The organism is Micromonospora sp. WMMD882 (assembly GCF_027497255.1).
Taxonomy (GTDB): Bacteria; Actinomycetota; Actinomycetes; order Mycobacteriales; family Micromonosporaceae; genus Micromonospora.
Genome location: NZ_CP114903.1, coordinates 3,235,710 through 3,252,364, shown reverse-complemented (window position 1 = coordinate 3,252,364; position 16,655 = coordinate 3,235,710). Strand labels below are relative to the sequence as shown.

Sequence of the window (16,655 nt, the reverse complement as noted above, 5' to 3'; positions counted from 1 at the left end):
CCTGCGGAGCCTGATCAGGTGAACGGCGTCGGTGTCGGCTGCGTCACCGCCCGCGTACCGTTCCGGGATGGCGCCGACCTTAGCGGACGCTTAAGTTGCGGTTCGGTGCGGATGAAGTCCGGCCCTCGGGCACCCGGTGGTCGATACTTTCTTCCCCAGGACCGAGGCGACCTCAAGCAGGGGATCTTGATGTTACGACGAGGCTCAGCGATCGCGCTCGTGGCGGCCGGCACCACGGTGATGTTGGCCGTGTCCGTGCTGCCCCTCTTCGCCGACGACGACACGTCGGTCACGCTCGACCCGATCGCGGACACCACGGCCACCCAGGTCGTCCAGGACGGAGACAACAGCGTCAAGACGACCCTGGCGAGCTGTCCCCGGCTCTGCGACCGCAACCCCAACGGGCGGCGGGACGCGCTGCTGGAGTTCACCGTGAAGTCGCTGCCCGCCGGCGCCCGGGACGTCCGGGCCACCCTGCGGGTGCACGCCTGGGAGCCGTTCGCCGCCCGGGTCTTCGCCCACTTCGCCGCCGGCCCGGCGAACTTCGTCGGCACCTGGGCCGAACGGCCGCCGCTCGGGCCGGCCCTGGACGGGGTGAACCAGGTCGACAAGGGCCACAACGAGTGGGACGTCTCCGGGGCGGTCACCGGCAACGGCTCGTACACCTTCGCCCTCACCCAGCAGGACCGGGCCACCCGGATCTACTGGGCGTCGCGCGACAACTCCCGGCCGGAGCTGCGCCCGCAACTGGTGGTGACCTACAAGAGCGGTGGGCGACCGGCCCCGTCCCCGAGCCGGACGACCGTCCCGCCGAAGCCCTCGCCGGCGCCGACGACGGCCCGGCCGACGGTCGCGCCCACCACCGTCAAGCCCACCCCGAGCGCGACGCCCAGCCCTCCCGCGCCACGCCCGACGCCGCCCGCGGCGACCACCCCGCCGCCCGGCGTCACCGTGCCCGGCTGGCGGCTGGTCTGGTCCGACGACTTCAACGGCGCCGCCGTCGACCGGGCCAAGTGGAACCTCCGCACCAACGAGGCCCGCGACATGGACAAGGGCTGCAACACCAACAGCCCGAAGAACACCTTCGTCTCCGGCGGCATGTTGACCCTGCGGGCGCTGCGGGAGACCACGGTGTGCGGCTCCGAGACCCGCCAGTACACCCAGAGCTACCTCGACACCATCGGCCGCCACTCGTGGACGTACGGGCGGTTCGAGGTGCGGGCCAAGTCGCCGAACGGGCCGAACAACTCCAAGGGACTCTGGCCGGCGTTCTGGCTGCGCCCGGAGGACGGCGGCAACGGCGAGATCGACGTGGTCGAGCTGCCCGGCGGCAAGGACTGGCACCGGGCCGCCACCTCGGCGATCTTCTACGACTACAAGCCGACGAAGCAGGACGCGCGGCACAACCTCCCGTCCGGTTACCCGGGGGACGGCTTCCACACGTACACCACCGAGTGGGAACGGGACTCGATCCGCTGGTACATCGACGGTCGGAAGGTGTGGGAACGCAACCGGTCCACCACGCCCTGGTTCGACGAGGTGTTCCACAAGCCGTACAACCTGCGGTTGAACTTCCAGGTCGGCGGCTGGCTCGGTGACCCGGACGGCAGCACGGCGTTCCCGGCCGACTTCCAGGTCGACTACGTCCGGGTCTGGCAGCGGTAGGCGGCGCGCGTTCCCGGGGCCGCCCTCCCGGGCGGCAGGCGCGCTCCGTGGGCGTTAGGAAGGGACCCTTCCTTTCCCCTAGAGTGGGCCGGCGTGTGGGAGGGTGATCCTCGGGAGAGGGCGGACGGCATCGGCTGGGTGACCCGGGCGGTGTTCCCGGATCCGCGGCTGCGACTGTCGGTGGGCCGGGGCGACAGCGGCCCGGCGGGCGCCGACGGGGCGCGCGTACGGTACGCGGTGGTGCCGTCGGTGGACCGGGCCCGGTTCCTGCTGCCGCTCGCGTCCCGCCGGGTCGGCGCGGCTTCGACCTGGGCGTACAACGCCCTCCGCCCGTCCCGGGTCCGGCTCAACCGGCTCGCGGTCGGCCTGCTCGCCGGGGTGGGGGCGACCAGGGCGGCCGGCATGCCGGTGCTGACCGTGGCGGTGCCGGCCGAAGTGGACCGGGCGGAGGTGCTGCTGGTCGACCACCTCGCGGCGGTCCTCGGCGACCGGCTGCACGCCGCCATCGGGATCCGTCCGCCGGACCCGCACCACAAGCCGACCCTCCAGCTCTTCGACGACCGGGGCCGCCCCCGCGGGTACGCCAAGATCGGTTGGAACGACGCGACCCGGGCGATGGTGCGGGCCGAGGCGGACGCGCTGCGGAACCTGGCCCGGGGCGGCGCGGACCTGCCGGACGCGCCCCGGCTGCTCGGCGAGACCGAGTGGGGTGAGCTGGCGGTGACCGTGGTCGAGCCGATGCCGTCGGGGGTGCGTGGCCTGCGCCGCCCGGCGGAGCCGCAGCTCGCCGCGATGCTGGCGGTGGCCCGCCGGGGTGGCCCGCCGACGCCGGCGCGCCCGCTGCGCGGCTCGCCCTTCCTGGCCGACCTGTCCGCCCGCGCGGAACGGGCCGACCTGTCCGCCCGCGCGGAACGGGCCGACCTGTCCGCCCGCACGGAACGGGCCGACCTGTCCGCCCGCGCCGAACAGGCCGACCTGTCCGCCCGCGCGGAACAGGGCGACCTGTCCGCCGGTGGGGCGCGGTCGGGTCCGGCCGACGGCGCCCAGTGGCCCGGCGGCACGTTCCGGGACGTGGTGGTGGCGCTGGCCGAACGGTACGGCGAGGTGTCGCTGGAGTTCGGCGACTGGCACGGCGACTGGGTGCCGTGGAACCTGGGCGACCACCGGGGTCGCCTGATCGCCTGGGACTGGGAGAACAGCGGGTCCGACCGGCCGGTCGGGTTCGATCTGGCCCATCAGGGGTTCCAGAGCGCGTTGTCGCTGGGCGGGCGGCCGGCGGCCGAGGCCGCGGAGCAGATGGTGGCGCTGCTCGACCGGCACGGCGCGGCCCTCGGGCTGGACGCCGACCGGCGTCGGCTGGTCGGTGACGCGTACCTGGTCGAGTTGTGGCTGCGCACCGCCGAGCTCGCCGCCGGTGGTGGGGGTTGGAGCCCGAAGCTGTATCCGGCCCTGCCGAAGGTGCTGGCCGAGCGGCTGCGGTAGGGGCGGATGTCGGCTGAGCTGCGACGGGAAGCGACTGTCCGGAAGCCGACCCGACCGGACCACGCGTATCGCGAGTAAACGTCTGATCGTCCCTACCGGTCCCGGGCGTATTCCTTTACTGTTTCACCGCTCGGTCGTGGTTTCCATGAGTCGTGGTTCCGGTGGCGCCACGTGGTGACCAGATCGACGGGCATCCGGTGGGGGCACGGGATGGCCAGGGGCGCTCCGGCCGGCGGCCGGAGCCGGCACGTGTGCTGCCCGAGGCGGTGACGTCCGGGCAGGTGGGCACGGGTCGCGTGACGGTGGGCCGTCACGTCGCCACCTGGGGTCCTGCCGGGCCAGGAGCGGATGAACGTCGTACCGGCCAGAAAGGACGCCAGTGGCGCTGATCTATTTCTTTGCCGTGCTCGCCGTGCTCGTGCCAGTGGTGCTCGTGCCGCTGGCCGCGACCCGTTGGGCGCCGGCGGCGGCCCACGGCCGGATCGGCGGCAAACTGCGGGACGCGGCGAACGCGCTGGTCGCCATCTTCGGCGCGAAGACCGCGGCGGTGATCGTGCTGCTCGCCGGCTCGGCCGCCGTCATCACGATCTGCTGGCCGCTGGGCGAGGCGCTGTCCCGCCTGGAGCCGAGCGTGGACGTGCCGGTCTTCGAGTACATCCACGCGCGGCGGCACGACACCTGGGCCGCGATCAACTCGTTCTACACCGCCATCGGCGACCGGGACCCGCTCAAGGTGGTCAGCGTGGCCTTCGCGGTCGTCTTCGCGCCGTTCTGGAAGCGCCGCTGGTGGATCCCGGTCGTCGCGATGCTCGGTCAGTACCTGCTGGAGCAGTACACCCAGCAGATCCTCGCCACCGTGGTGGACCGGGGGCACCCGCCCACCGACCTCGGCACCTACCCGTCCGGCGGCTGCGCCCGGGTGATGCTGACCTTCGGCACGATCTTCCTGCTGGCCGACCTGACCTGGCGGATCCCCCGGACCGGCCGGGTCGCCATGGCGACCGTGCTGGCGCTGGGCGTCTCGCTGGAGGGCTACACCCGGATGTACTCGGAGAAGCACTGGCTCACCGACGTCATCGGCGGGTACGTCTTCGGCGCCCTGCTGATCGCCGCCTGGGCGTTCGCCCTCTGGACGCTGACCGGCCGCACGGCCCGACCCACGCCACCGGCCCCGACCCCGACCGCGGGCGGGCAGCCGTACCCGGGGGACCGGTCGCAGCCGTACCCGGGGCGGTCCACCCCGTACCCCGGCGCGCGGTCGGCCGCGGGGGAGCAGCCGTACCCGGGATGGGAGCCGGCGGCCGGCGGGGCCCGGCGGCCGTGACCACCCTGCTGGTCGCCTCGGACGGCGGACACCTCGCCGAGCTGCACGACCTGGCGCCCCGGCTCGGGGTGCGCGACGACTGCGTCTGGGTGACCTTCGACTCCCCGCAGAGCCGGTCCCTGCTCGACGGCGCCGAGGTCATCCACGTGCCGCCGGCGAGCAGCCGGGACCTGGTCGGCGCGGTACGGGACCTGGTCGCCGCCCGTCGGGTGCTGCGCGGTGGACGGTTCACCCGGGTGGTCAGCACCGGCGCGAGCGTCGCCGCGTCGTTCTTCCTGCCGGCCGTCCGCGCCGGCCTGCCCTGCCACTACATCGAGAGCGCCACCCGCACCGCCGGGCCGTCGCTGACCGGCCGGATGGTCGCCCGGCTGCCCCGCACCGACCTCTACACCCAGTACCCTTCCTGGGCCGACGGGCGGTGGCGGTACGGTGGCTCGATCTTCGACGTGTACGACGCGCGGGAACTGCCGGCGCAACGACCGGTGTCCCGGGTCGTGGTCACGCTCGGCACCCAACGGTACGGCTTCCCCCGCCTGCTGGAACGGCTGGTACGCGTCGTTCCCCGCTCGGCGGAGGTGCTGTGGCAGGTGGGCGCCACCCGGATTCCCCGGATGCCGGCCGACGCCCGCCGGCAGGTGCCGTTCGCCGAGCTGCGGCAGGCGATGCGGGAGGCGGACGTGGTGGTGACCCACGCCGGGGTCGGCTCGGCGCTCACCGCGTTGCGCGCCGGCCAGCGGGCGGTCTACGTCCCGCGTCGCCGCCGCCACGGCGAACACGTCGACGACCACCAGGTCGAGATGGCCCGGGAGCTCGACCGCAGACAGCTCGTCCTGGCCCGGGAGGCCGACCAGGTCACCGAGGCGGACCTGGTCACCGCGTCGCGGTGGACGGTCGGCATCCGTTCGGAGGTGACACCGTTCCGATGGACGAGCCCGAACTGATCCCTGGCGGTCCGGGCGAGCCGAGCTGCGGCCCGCCCGGACCGGTCGGTTGATGCGCGCCGGTCACCGGCGCAGGAAGCTACGCCTGTCCCACTTAACCCTTGGGGGCCCAGTGTCAGAAAGAACGTCCGCTCGACCGGCGCGGAGCACGGCGGTCCGTTGGCTCGCCGTGCTGTCCGTGCCGACGCTCCTCGCCACGCTGCTGGTGGCGACCCCGGCCGCCGCCGCCCCGCTGACCCCGGTGGCCAGCACCCTCACCTCGCCCAACCCGGTCGACACCACGCCGCACGCGCAGAACGGCGACGTCAAGGCGTTCGCCGAGATCGGCAACACGGTCTACGTCGGCGGCAGCTTCACCGGGGTCAAGCCGGCCGGCGGGGCGAGCTGGACGGCGCAGAGCTACCTGTTCGCGTACGACCGGGCGACCGGCGCGCTGAAGACCGGGTTCACCCCGGATCTGGACGGCGCGGTGCACTCGCTGGCGGTCAACCCGGACGGCAAGCTGGTCGTCGGCGGCGCCTTCAAGAACGTCAACGGGGTCGCCCGGCTGGGCCTGGTCGCCCTCGACCCGGCGACCGGCGCGACGGTGGGCGCCTTCGTCGGCCGCGCTGACGGCGGCCTGGTGCGGCGCGCCATCGTGCGCGGCAACCAGCTCTACATCGCCGGCGCGTTCCACTGGGTCAACGGCACGTACCACTCGCTCCTGGCCCGGCTGAACGCCACCACCGGCGCGATCGACCCGACCTTCCAGATCGACGCGGCGGTGGCCCGGACCAGCAGCGAGCTGGTGTGGGGCCTGGACGTCACGCCGGACAACGGGACGCTCGTCGCGGTGGGCAACTTCACCGAGGTCAACGGTCTGGCGCGCAACCAGGTCGTGCTGGTCGAGCTGGCCGGCACCCCGACGGTCGCGAACTGGAGCACCCAGCGCTACGTGCACCCGTGCAGCAGCGCCTCCTTCCCGTTCTACGCCCGGGACGTCGACTTCTCCGACGACGGCAGCCACTTCGTGATCGTGGCCGACGGCGGCCTGGCGAGCGGGGCGTACTGCGACTCGATCGCCCGCTTCGAGACCGACAGCCGGGGCAGCGCGATCGACGGCACCTGGGTCAACTACACCGGCCACGACTCGGTGACCTCGGTCGAGGTGGCCGACGACGTGGTCTACGTCGCCGGGCACTTCCGCTGGCTGAACAACGCCAACGGCAACGACAAGGCCGGTCCGGGCGCGATCGACAGGTACGGCTACGGCGCGCTCGACCCGATCAACGGGATGCCGCTGTCCTGGAACCCGGGCCGCTCCGGCGCCCCGTCGGGCACCACGAACTGGGGTCCGATCGTCTGGGAGCTGTGGCGGGGCAGCACCGGCATCCACGCCGGCTTCGACAACGACGGCACCGGCGGCGAGTACCACGGTCGGCAGGCGGTCTTCCCGCTGGCCGGCGGACGGGTCGTGCCGGCGGTGAACGCGCCGCTGACCACCCCCGGCTACCTCTACCTCGGTGGCACGAGCGGTCAGCTCACCCGGGTGTCCTTCGACGGCGCGTCGACGCTGGGCACGCCGAGCGTGGTCAGCCAGCCGAACCTCACCTCGGCGGGCGCGGCGTTCGCCCTGAGCAACAAGCTGTTCTGGTCGAAGACCGACGCCGCCGCGCCGAGCGGCAGCACCCTCCAGGTGTCGATGTTCACCGGTGGCACGGTGGGCGCGCCGTGGCTCAGCAGCGGTTTCAACAGTTGGTTCGCCCCGGCCACGATGACCGGCGCGTTCTACCTCAACGGCCGGATGTACTACACCCGGTCCGGGCAGAACAAGCTCTTCTTCCGCTACCTGGAGCCGGACGGCTCGACCATCGGCTGCACCGAGTTCACCGTCCCCAGCCAGGGCGTCGACTGGAGCCGGGCGCGCGGGCTGACGTTCGTCGACGGCCGGATCGTCTACGGCAACCGGCCGCTGCTCGGCCTCACCAACGGCGACCTGTGGGCGGTACCGTTCGACGAGACGGCGGTGGACGGCTCGGCCGCGGTCAGGATCGCCCAGGGCGCGAGCGGCACGGACTGGTCCAACGCGACGCTGTTCTACGCCACCTCCTGACCGTTTCCCGCCGGCGTGCCGGCGGGACGACGTCCGGGGACCCGGCCGGCCACCACGCGGATGGCCGGCCGGGTATCCGTAGTTTGTCCGATACACCTCCGGCGACCGGGGGGAGGACTCGGCACCAACCGTCGATGACAATAGGAGGAACGACCGTCCGTGAGTGCCCGTTGACCCCCGGCATTCCGTACGCCCCTCCGCACCCCCAGAGGACCTGATTGATGGACGCGACCGACGTCGCCCGGCAGCGCCCGGTCGGCCTGGCCGATCTCGCCCGCATCCCGTTGCGCCGCTGGCGCACCGTGCTCGTCTCGACGGGGGTCCTGCTGCTCCTGGTCGTGGCCTACCTGGTGTTCGTGCCCCCCGTCTACACCGCGACCACCGTGGTCGTGGTCCGGCCGGTGGTGACCGACCCGTTCTCGCTGCCCGCCGGGGGCGCCGACCGGGCCGTCAACATGACCGCCGAGAGCGGCATCGCCACCAGCAACGACGTCATCGACCGGGTGGCGGTGATCACCGGCCGCGACCCGGAGGACGTGGAGGACGCGCTGGAGGTCGAGACCCCGGTCGGCGGCCAGCTCATGCGGTTCAACTACAAGGGCGTGACCGACGAGGGGGCGGTCGCCGGCGCGAACGGCGCCGCCGAGACCTACCTCGACCTGCGCAAGGGGATGTACGAGGACCAGCGCGCCGCCGTGCTCAAGTCGTACGACGACACGATCGCGCTGGTCACCACGCAGCGGACCACCACCCAGAAGGCCCTGCCGAACCAGTCCACCGGCGGCTCCTCGCCCCGTACCAGCGCGTTGCTCGACCAGATCCGGGCGCTCAACGACCAGTTGGCCCAGCTCGCCGAGCAGCGCTCCAAGATCGCGTCGGCGGACCTGAGCCCCGGTTCGATCACCAGCGCCGCCCGGGCGCCGGTCCCCTCGAACCGGGACACCGCCCTGCTCCTCGTCGTCGCCGCGCTCCTCGGCGGCCTGCTGCTCGGCGCGCTCGTGGCGTTCGTCCGCGAGGCGATGGACCGCCGGATCCGCTCCGGTCACGAGGTGGGCGAGCTGGTCGGCGCGCCGTTGCTCGGCACGGTGCACCGCAGCGGCAAGGGCGACTCCGCCCTGTCCGACCTGCGATATCTCGCCCTGGCCCTGAGCCAGTGGGTGGAACGCCCCCGGTCGGTGCCGCTGGTGCTGCTCTCCAGCGACGAGAACGAGGGACGCGCGCAGGTCAGCGCCGGGCTCGCCGCCGTCCTCGCCGAAGCCGGTCACGAGGTGCGGCTGGGCAGCTCGCCGGAGAGCCTGGAGCAGATCCGGCCGGTGCTGCTGGCCGCCCAGCGGCGTGTCCCACCGACCGCCGTGCCGGCGGTCCGACCCCGGGTCGACACCCCGACGCCGGTGGCCAAACCGCCGGCCGAGCCCACGTCGGGGGCCCGCCCGGTCGGTGGCGTCGTCGTGCCCGCCCGGTCCATCGAGGACACCGTCCAGATCACGCCGGTGCGTCGTCCCGGCCCGGCGGGCGGCGGCTCACCCGACGACACCATCCAGATCACGCCGGTACGTCGTCCGGGCCCCGTCGGTGGCGGCTCACCGGACGACACCGTCCAGATCACGCCGGTCCGCAAGCCCCGGCCCAGCCCCGGGCCGGACGCCAAGAACGGCGCGGTCTACCGGTCGGGCACCGCCGTCGACCAGCCCAAGCCGGCCAGCGCGCCGACGTCGGCCGGCAAGGCGAGCGTGCCGGCTGCCCCGGCGGGCGCCCCGGCCACCCCGGCGGCCCCGCTCGACCCGGTGGTCGAGGCCGACGACCGGACGATCCGGATCGGCAGCGGCGTGGTCCGGTTGATCCGCGAGCTGGACTCCGGTGACGACCGCGGGCTCGTGCTGCTGGACGCGCCGGCGGCCACCCGGGACGACCGGGGCGTACGTATCGCCCGGGACGGTTACGCCGTCCTGGTCGCCGCCCGGGACCACACCCGGACGGCTCGGCTCAGTCGGCTCGTCGAGCGGCTGCGCGTCGCCGGGGTGAACCCGGTCGGCTTCGTGTTGACAGGGGACGGACGTGACTGACCAGATGCCGCCGACCGACGAGACGTACCCGAAGGTGACCGCGGTGGTCGCCACCCGGGACCGTCCCGGCCTGCTGGAGCGGGCCGTCCAGGCGGTCCTGGACCAGGACTACCCGGGTGAGGTCGAGTGCGTGGTGGTCTACGACCACTGCGACATCCGTCCGCTGGAGGTCCGGGTGCCCGAGCGGGGCCGCTCCCTGACCTACGTCAACAACACCCACCGGCAGGGGCTGCCGGGCGGCCGGAACACCGGCGCGGACGTGGCGACCGGTGAGCTGATCGCCTTCTGCGACGACGACGACCTGTGGCTGCCGGCCCGGCTGCGCCGGCAGGTCGAGCTGCTCCGGGCCCGGCCGGACGCGGCGGCGGCGAGCTGCGGCATCCGGTTGCAGGGCCCGGGCATCGCCAAGGAACGCCAGCTCGACCGGGCCGAGGTCACCCTCGCCGACTTCCTCGCCGACCGGGTGATGGAGGTGCACTCCAGCACCATGCTGGTCCGGCGGACCACCTGGGACGCGATCGGCCCGGTCGACGAGGAGATCCCCGGCGGGTACGGCGAGGACTACGAGTGGCTGCTGCGGGTCGCCGCGCACGGCCCGGTGGTCATCGCGCCCGAGGTGCTGGTGGTGGTGGACTGGCACGGCGGCTCGTTCTTCTTCGGGCGCTGGGCGACCATCGTCGACGCCTCCCGCTACCTCCTCGCCAAGCACCCGGAGCTGGCCGACAGCCGCACGGGTCTGGCCCGCATCCACGGCCAGATCGCCTTCGCGCTGGCCTCCGGGCACCGTCGCCGGGAGGCGCTGCGCGAGCTGGCCCGGGTGGTCCGGCTGAACCCGACCGAGAAGCGGGTGCTGGTGACCCTGCCGGTGGCCCTCGGCCTGCTCTCCGGGGAACGCGTGCTGAGTCTGGCGCAGCGGCGGGGGCGCGGTGTCTGAGCAGTCCGCTCCGGCCCCGGCCGACGCGCCGGCGGCCCCGCTGCCGCTGTGGCCGCTGACGGTGATGTTCGGCCTGATGCCGCTCCAGTGGGCGCTCGGCGGGTTCTACCTCGGGTGGTCGGTCTTCGGGCTGGTGCTGCTGGCCCTGCTGGTGACCCGGGGACGGGTCGAGTTGCCGTTCGGCACCGTCACCTGGCTGGTCTTCCTGCTGCTGGTGCTGCTCAGCGCGACCCGGTTGGACCGGGTGACCGCCTACCTCACCTTCGGCCTGCGCCTGGGCTTCATGGCCACCGCGCTGGTGGTCTGCGTCTACGTCTACAACCTGGCCCGGGAGGGTGTCGCCTGGCACCGGCTGCTGCGCCCGCTCGGGCTCTTCTGGCTCGGGGTGGTCGCGCTGGGGTGGCTGGGCGTGCTGATGCCCACCCTGGCCCTCACCACGCCGGTGGAGGTGCTGCTGCCCGGCAACATCGCCGGTGAGCGCTACATCCAGGCGTTGACCCACGTCCGGGCCAACGAGTTCAACCCGCTCTCCCCGGCGCCGATCTACCGCACCGCCGCCCCGTACCCCTACACCAACAACTGGGGTACGGCGTACGCGCTGCTGGTGCCGTGCGTGATCGCGTACCTCGCCTCGGTGCGTGGCGGGGCGTTCCGGGTGGTGCTGATCGTGTCGTTGCCGCTGTCGTTGGTGCCGGCGTTCATGACGTTGAACCGGGGGATGTTCCTCGGCCTCGGCATCGGTCTCACCTACCTCGGCGTGCGGGCGCTGATCCGGGGCAACGCCAAGCTGATCGCGTCGATCGGGGTGTTGCTCCTGCTGGTCTGGGTGGTCAGTCTGGTGGTCCCGGTCCAGGACATGATCGACGCGCGGGTGAGCAGCACCGACACCAACACCGACCGGATGGATCTCTACATCCGCACCTGGGAGGCGGTCACCCGGTCGCCGCTGCTCGGGTACGGGCAACCGAGCAGCGTCGACACCATCAAGGTCGTGGAGCCGCTGGGCACCCAGGGCATGTTCTGGCAGGTGCTCTACAGCCACGGCATCCCGGCGCTGCTCCTCTTCCTGTTCTGGCTGGTCATGATCGCGCGGCGGTTGGCGGCGGCGGTCTCCCCGGCCGGGCAGTGGCTGGGGGTGCTCCCGGTGATCGCCCTGGTCGTCATCCCGGTCTACGCCTACATCGACCCGAACATGTCGGTGCTCTTCTTCGCCATCGGGGCGGCGCTGGCCGCGATCGCCGGCCCGGTCAACCGGGCCCCGACGCTGCCCGCCGGCACGGGCCGACCGGTCCCGTTGGTCGACCGCCCCCGGTGGGATCCGCCGACGCTCGGCGCGGCGCCCACCCTGGTCACCCCGGCCGCGATCGACTCCGGCCGGCCGATGGGCGTGGCCCTGCCGGACATCCGGTCCGATCCCGCGCCGACCGTGCCGGTGAAAGGCGTGGCGTCAGCGACCGTGCCGGTGAAGGGTGTGGCGTCAGCGACCGTGCCCGTGAAGGGCGTGGCTTCGTCGGTCGGCGCGTCGGGGTCCGCGCCGGTCGTGCCCACGAGGGGCGCGTCGGCGCAGGGAGCGGCGGCGTCGGCGGCGGTGCCGGTGCAGGGTGTGGCAGTGCCGCCGGACGTACCTGCGCCGGAGGGCGCCCCGGGCGTCGAGCCGGGCCGACCGGTCCGGGCCGAGCCGGAGCGTCGGTCGTGACCGCCCGGGACGACGCCCCGGGGGCCGGGCCGGCGGTGTCGACCGCGTCCGCCGTCGATCGTGGTGGCGAAGGGCCCCCGGAGGGGCCGATCGCCACCACGAGCCACCGGACGGACGCCGGTCGCGGGCCCGGGGAGGTACGTCGGAGCACCCGCAGCGGCATGGTCGGTCTCGCCGGCGCGGCGGTCAACGGGGTGCTCGGTTTCGTCCTCACCGTGGTGATCGTCCGGGGCTTCGGCCCGACCGGCTCGGGCGCGATCTTCACCGCGATCGGCGTGGTCACGATCGTGGCGGTGCTCTGCTGCCTGGGCTCGGACACCGCGTTGGTCTGGGCGCTGCCCCGGCGGCGGGCCGGCGCGCAGGGTGACGCGGCGCGCCTGCTGCCGGTGGCGCTGGGCCCCGCTGTGCTCTGCGCCGGGCTGGTCGGCGTGGTGGGGGTGGCGCTCGCCGGGCCGCTCGCGCCGGTGCTGTTCGACCGGCCGGGCGGGGACGGTCCGGCGTTGCTGCGGTTGGCCTTCGCCACCCTGCCGCTGACCGTGGCGATGACCGTGCTGCTCGCCGCGGTCCGGGCGGTCCGCCCGGTGACCGGCGTGGTCGCCGTCCAGTACGGGCTGGTGCCGCTGGCCCGTCCGCTGTTCGTGCTGGCGGCGGTGGCCACGGGCGCCGGGGTGGTGGCGGCGTTCGGTGGCTGGCTGCTGCCGGTCGCTCTGGCCGTGCTGGTCTGTCTGGCGATGCTGGTCCGCCCGCTCGGGTTGACGGCGGGCGCGCGCCTGCGGCCGGGGCCGGAGGACTGGCGTACCTTCTGGGGTTTCGCGTTGCCCCGCGCGGCGTCGGCCACCATCGACGCGAGCAGCATGTGGCTGAGCGTGCTGCTCACCTCGGCGCTGGCCGGGCAGGCGGCGGCCGGTGTGGTCGGCGCGGTCGGCCGGTACGTGCTGGCCGGCCTGCTGGTGATGCAGGGCCTGCGGGTGGCGGTCGCGCCGCAGCTCTCCCGGCTGCTCGGGGAGCGACGCATCGGGGACGCCGTGCTGGTCTACCGCCGGACCACCATCATGATCATCATTTTGTCCTGGCCCGGTTACCTGCTGCTCGGCTTCTTCGCCCCGGGTTTCCTGAGCCTGTTCGGGCCCGAGTTCGGCGCGGGCGCGACGGCGATGGCGGTGCTGTGCGGCGCGATGCTGGTGAACTCCGGGGTCGGCATCGTGCAGACGCTGCTGTTGATGAGCGGCAACAGCGGACGGCACCTGCTGGCCGCCGTCACCGGGTTGGCGCTGAACGTGGGGCTGGCCGTCGTCCTGGTGCCCCGGCACGGTGTGCTGGGCGCGGCGGTCGCCTGGACGATCGGCATCGTCGCCGAGAACCTGCTGGCGGCCCGGGCCGCCCGGGCCGTGGTGGGCGAGCCGTTGCTCACCCGGGGGCTGCTCGGGGCGGGGGCGCTGGCCGGCGGGAGCACGGCGGTGCTCGCCACCCTCGGCGCGGCGGTGGCCGGGCGTGGCGTGGCCGGGCTGGCGCTGACCCTGGGCCTGCTGCTGGCCGGCGGCCTGCTCCTGCTGCTGGACCGCCGGGTCCGGCGGCTGGTCCGGTCCGCCCTGGCCACCCTGCGCCCGAAACCGGCGTGACGACGACAGTGCCGAAACCGGCGTGACGAACACCAGAGCCGGGACCGGCTGCGGGGCTGCGGCCGGGAGACCGGCGTGACGACGAGGGAGACAGGCACATGACGATCCGGGACCGGGCCAAGAGCGTGCTGCCGACCGGCGTACGGACGCGGGTCCGTGGCTCGCTGGTGCGGTACGGCGAGTGGACCAGCGAGCAGCGTCCGCTGCCGGACTTCCTGATCGCCGGCACCAAGCGGGGCGGCACCACCTCGCTCTGGCGGTACCTGCTGGAGCACCCGTTGGTGCCCCGGCTCTTTCCGGCGTGGAACACCAAGACCTCGCACTACTTCGAGGACACCTTCAGCCGGGGCGAGACGTGGTACCGCTCGCACTTCCCGACCCAGCGGCAGCGGCGGGCGTTGGAGCGGCGTCACGGCGGCCCGACCCGGGTGGGGGAGGCCGCGCCGCTCTACATGTTCCACCCGCTCGCCCCGCAGCGGGTCGCCGACCTGCTCCCCGACGTGCGGCTGATCTTCCTGCTCCGCGACCCGGTGGAACGGGCGTACTCGCACTGGAAGGAGCGGCGGACCGAGGGGAAGGAGCCGCTGGAGTTCGCCGAGGCGCTGGCCCGCGAGGAGGAACGTACGGCCGGGGAGCGGGAGCGGCTGGTCGCCGACCCGACGTACGTCAGCGAGGCGTACGACTGGTACACGTACCGGGCCCGGGGGCGTTACCTGGAGCATCTGGAGCCGTGGTTGGCGCGTTTCGACCGGGAGCAACTGCTCGTCCTGCCGAGCGAGACGCTCTACCGGGAGCCCGCCGCCACGTATGCCCGGGTGCTGGAGTTCGTCGGTCTGCCGCCGCACCAGTTGGCGCGGTACGAGGTGTTCAACGACCGGCGCAGCAGCGCCATGGACGAGGCGGTCCGGGCCGAGTTGACCAGCTACTTCGCGCCGTACAACGAGGCGTTGGCGCAGCGGCTGGGGATGGGCTTCGACTGGTCGCGCCCGTGAGCAACTCGAAAAGGAGCAAGCTCGACTAAACGGACATAAGCCTATAAATTTGGGCAATGCTCCGTCGTCTGGTCGTCCTGCTCACCGTCCTGTTGACCATGGCGCTGCCCGTGGTCCTGCCGTCGCCGTCGCGGGCGGTCACCCCCGGGCCGTCCGCGTCGACCGTTCAGCGCCGGGGGGACGACTTCTCGCTCGTCGCCCACCCCGGCTCGGCGACGGTGACCGCCGGGCAACCGGCCCGGTTCGCCGTCGTCAGCACGGTGACCTCGGGATCCTCGCAGTCGGTCGCGTTCCGGCTCGTCAACCTGCCCTACGGGACGGACGCCGTCTTCACCCCGGACGCCGTCTCCTCGGGCGAGCGGACGCGACTGACCGTGCACACCTCCGTCTCGACCCGGGCGGGCACCTTCCGGCTGGTCGTCGAGGGCGTCGGCGCGGCGGTGACCCGTCGGGTGACGGTGACCCTGGTCGTGCGGACGCCGTCGGCGATCCGGGCCGCCTTCTACTATCCGTGGTTCCCGGAGGCGTGGCGGCAGCAGGGGCTCGACCCGTTCACCAACTACCGGCCGACCCGGGGCCGCTACACGGTGGACGAGGCGACCGTACGTCGACAGGTGGCCGAGATGCGCGAGGGCTGGATCACCCTCGGTATCGCCGCCTGGTTCGGCCGGGGCACCACCACCGACCGGCGGTGGCCGGCGCTGATGGCCGGCGCGCGGGCCACCGGCTTCGCCTGGGCCCCCTACTACGAGCCGGAGGGCACCGGTAACCCGAGCGTCGCCCGCATCGTCGACGACCTGCACTACCTGCGCGCCAGCTTCGGCGGGCCGCGTTCGCCGCTCGCCGTGCTGCCCGGCGGCGCGATGCTGGTCTTCGTCTACAACGCGACCGACCTGACCACCGCCGCGGGTTGCGCCACGGTGGACCGGTGGAACGCCGCCCGGGACCGCCTCGCCGCCGAGCACGGGGAGACCGTCCACGTGGTCCTCAAGGTCTTTCCCCGCTACTGGAGCTGCGCGGGGACCGCCCGCGTCGACGGCTGGCACCAGTACGGCCCGGCCCACGCCGAGGCCGACTTCGCCACCGCGCCGGGCTCCGGGTCGTACACCGTCTCACCCGGCTTCTGGAAGGCCGGCCTGCCGTACGGGCGGGCGCCCTTCCTCTCCCGGAACCGGGACCGGTGGCGCTCCGGGCTGGCCCGCATGAACGCCTCGGGCGCGTCCTGGCAACTGGTGACCACCTGGAACGAGTGGGGTGAGGGCACCGCGATCGAGTCCTCCTTCGGGTGCCGCGCCGCCGCCCCGGCCGGGACGCTCTGCGACTGGGGCGGCGCCGGGCACTCCGACTTCGTCGCCGACCTGCGGGCGCTTCCACCGCCGGGCGTGCTGCCCGCGCCGGCCGCCGGGTCCCCGGCCGGCGGCGGCCGGCGCGGCAATGTACGTCCGGAGCAGGGGGAACGCAAGGATCCGTCGTACGGAATCCGTGAGCCGATTCTCGACCAGGCGGCCACGTCCGGCCGTTTCCCGGCTGTGCCCGGACCGTTCTGCGTGGCCTCCGGTGGCGACGCGTCGCACTGAACGGCGGATGAGGGAAACAGAATACCATTCGGATATGGAAATTCCACCGACCGTGCTGTGCGACATTGGTGGCGGAATTGTTTCATGCCCCGCGTGTTGCTGATCTTCGTAGCGCTTGAGCTGGTAAAACTCACCACAGGAACGTGAACGTGCCGCGACGGAAAGCGCCCTCAGGGCTGTCGCGTTCTCGACCGTTTTCGTAATGGACGGGTGCGGTTAACCCTCCATACGCTTCCGCTACCCGAGCCATTTAACTGGCGGCGTCGACGT

General features: G+C 73.2%; 11 protein-coding genes. All 11 read left to right on the top strand.

What is annotated here, in order from left to right:
* Window positions 1–249: 249 nt before the first annotated feature.
* The 11 genes from O7606_RS13380 to O7606_RS13330 all read left to right on the top strand — a co-directional run bounded on the left by O7606_RS13380 (window position 250) and on the right by O7606_RS13330 (window position 16,385).
* Complete coding sequence (locus O7606_RS13380; RefSeq protein ID WP_281594352.1) at window positions 250–1,665, top strand: glycoside hydrolase family 16 protein; 1,416 nt, start codon at window positions 250–252, stop codon at window positions 1,663–1,665.
* Between the two features lie 93 nt (window positions 1,666–1,758).
* Complete coding sequence (locus O7606_RS13375) at window positions 1,759–3,147, top strand: hypothetical protein (protein ID WP_281594351.1); 1,389 nt, start codon at window positions 1,759–1,761, stop codon at window positions 3,145–3,147.
* Window positions 3,148–3,526: 379 nt separating this feature from the next.
* Window positions 3,527–4,471 carry a phosphatase PAP2 family protein gene (locus O7606_RS13370; RefSeq protein WP_281594350.1) on the top strand — a complete coding sequence of 315 codons (945 nt, stop codon included), beginning with the start codon at window positions 3,527–3,529 and terminating at the stop codon, window positions 4,469–4,471.
* Window positions 4,468–5,412, top strand: a complete 945-nt coding sequence (locus O7606_RS13365; protein WP_281594349.1) for a glycosyltransferase — start codon at window positions 4,468–4,470, stop codon at window positions 5,410–5,412. The genes O7606_RS13370 and O7606_RS13365 overlap by 4 nt, the downstream gene beginning before the upstream one ends.
* A gap of 178 nt (window positions 5,413–5,590) precedes the next feature.
* On the top strand, window positions 5,591–7,504 hold the full coding sequence (locus O7606_RS13360; protein WP_281594348.1) for a delta-60 repeat domain-containing protein: 1,914 nt from the start codon (window positions 5,591–5,593) through the stop codon (window positions 7,502–7,504).
* 221 nt (window positions 7,505–7,725) lie between these two features.
* A complete protein-coding gene (locus O7606_RS13355; protein WP_281594347.1) occupies window positions 7,726–9,567 on the top strand; it encodes a Wzz/FepE/Etk N-terminal domain-containing protein in 1,842 nt (613 codons plus the stop codon).
* Window positions 9,560–10,501 carry a glycosyltransferase family A protein gene (locus O7606_RS13350; protein ID WP_281594346.1) on the top strand — a complete coding sequence of 314 codons (942 nt, stop codon included), beginning with the start codon at window positions 9,560–9,562 and terminating at the stop codon, window positions 10,499–10,501. The genes O7606_RS13355 and O7606_RS13350 overlap by 8 nt, the downstream gene beginning before the upstream one ends.
* The gene (locus O7606_RS13345) at window positions 10,494–12,197 is read left to right on the top strand and encodes an O-antigen ligase family protein (protein ID WP_281594345.1); all 1,704 of its coding nucleotides are present in this window, start codon (window positions 10,494–10,496) and stop codon (window positions 12,195–12,197) included. Before O7606_RS13350 ends, O7606_RS13345 begins: the two co-directional genes overlap by 8 nt.
* Window positions 12,198–12,358: 161 nt before the next feature.
* The gene (locus tag O7606_RS13340) at window positions 12,359–13,816 is read left to right on the top strand and encodes a polysaccharide biosynthesis C-terminal domain-containing protein (RefSeq protein WP_348651168.1); all 1,458 of its coding nucleotides are present in this window, start codon (window positions 12,359–12,361) and stop codon (window positions 13,814–13,816) included.
* A 98-nt stretch (window positions 13,817–13,914) separates the two neighbouring features.
* The gene (locus tag O7606_RS13335; RefSeq protein WP_281594343.1) at window positions 13,915–14,808 is read left to right on the top strand and encodes a sulfotransferase domain-containing protein; all 894 of its coding nucleotides are present in this window, start codon (window positions 13,915–13,917) and stop codon (window positions 14,806–14,808) included.
* A gap of 56 nt (window positions 14,809–14,864) precedes the next feature.
* A complete protein-coding gene (locus tag O7606_RS13330; protein ID WP_281594342.1) occupies window positions 14,865–16,385 on the top strand; it encodes a hypothetical protein in 1,521 nt (506 codons plus the stop codon).
* Window positions 16,386–16,655 lie beyond the last annotated feature (270 nt).

Excerpts from the sequence above, each read along its gene's own strand:
- O7606_RS13355 (WP_281594347.1), top strand. The coding sequence starts at position 7,726 with ATGGACGCGACCGACGTCGCCCGGCAGCGCCCGGTCGGCCTGGCCGAT.
- O7606_RS13340 (WP_348651168.1), top strand. The coding sequence starts at position 12,359 with ATGGTCGGTCTCGCCGGCGCGGCGGTCAACGGGGTGCTCGGTTTCGTC.
- O7606_RS13335 (WP_281594343.1), top strand. The coding sequence starts at position 13,915 with ATGACGATCCGGGACCGGGCCAAGAGCGTGCTGCCGACCGGCGTACGG.
- O7606_RS13330 (WP_281594342.1), top strand. The coding sequence starts at position 14,865 with ATGCTCCGTCGTCTGGTCGTCCTGCTCACCGTCCTGTTGACCATGGCG.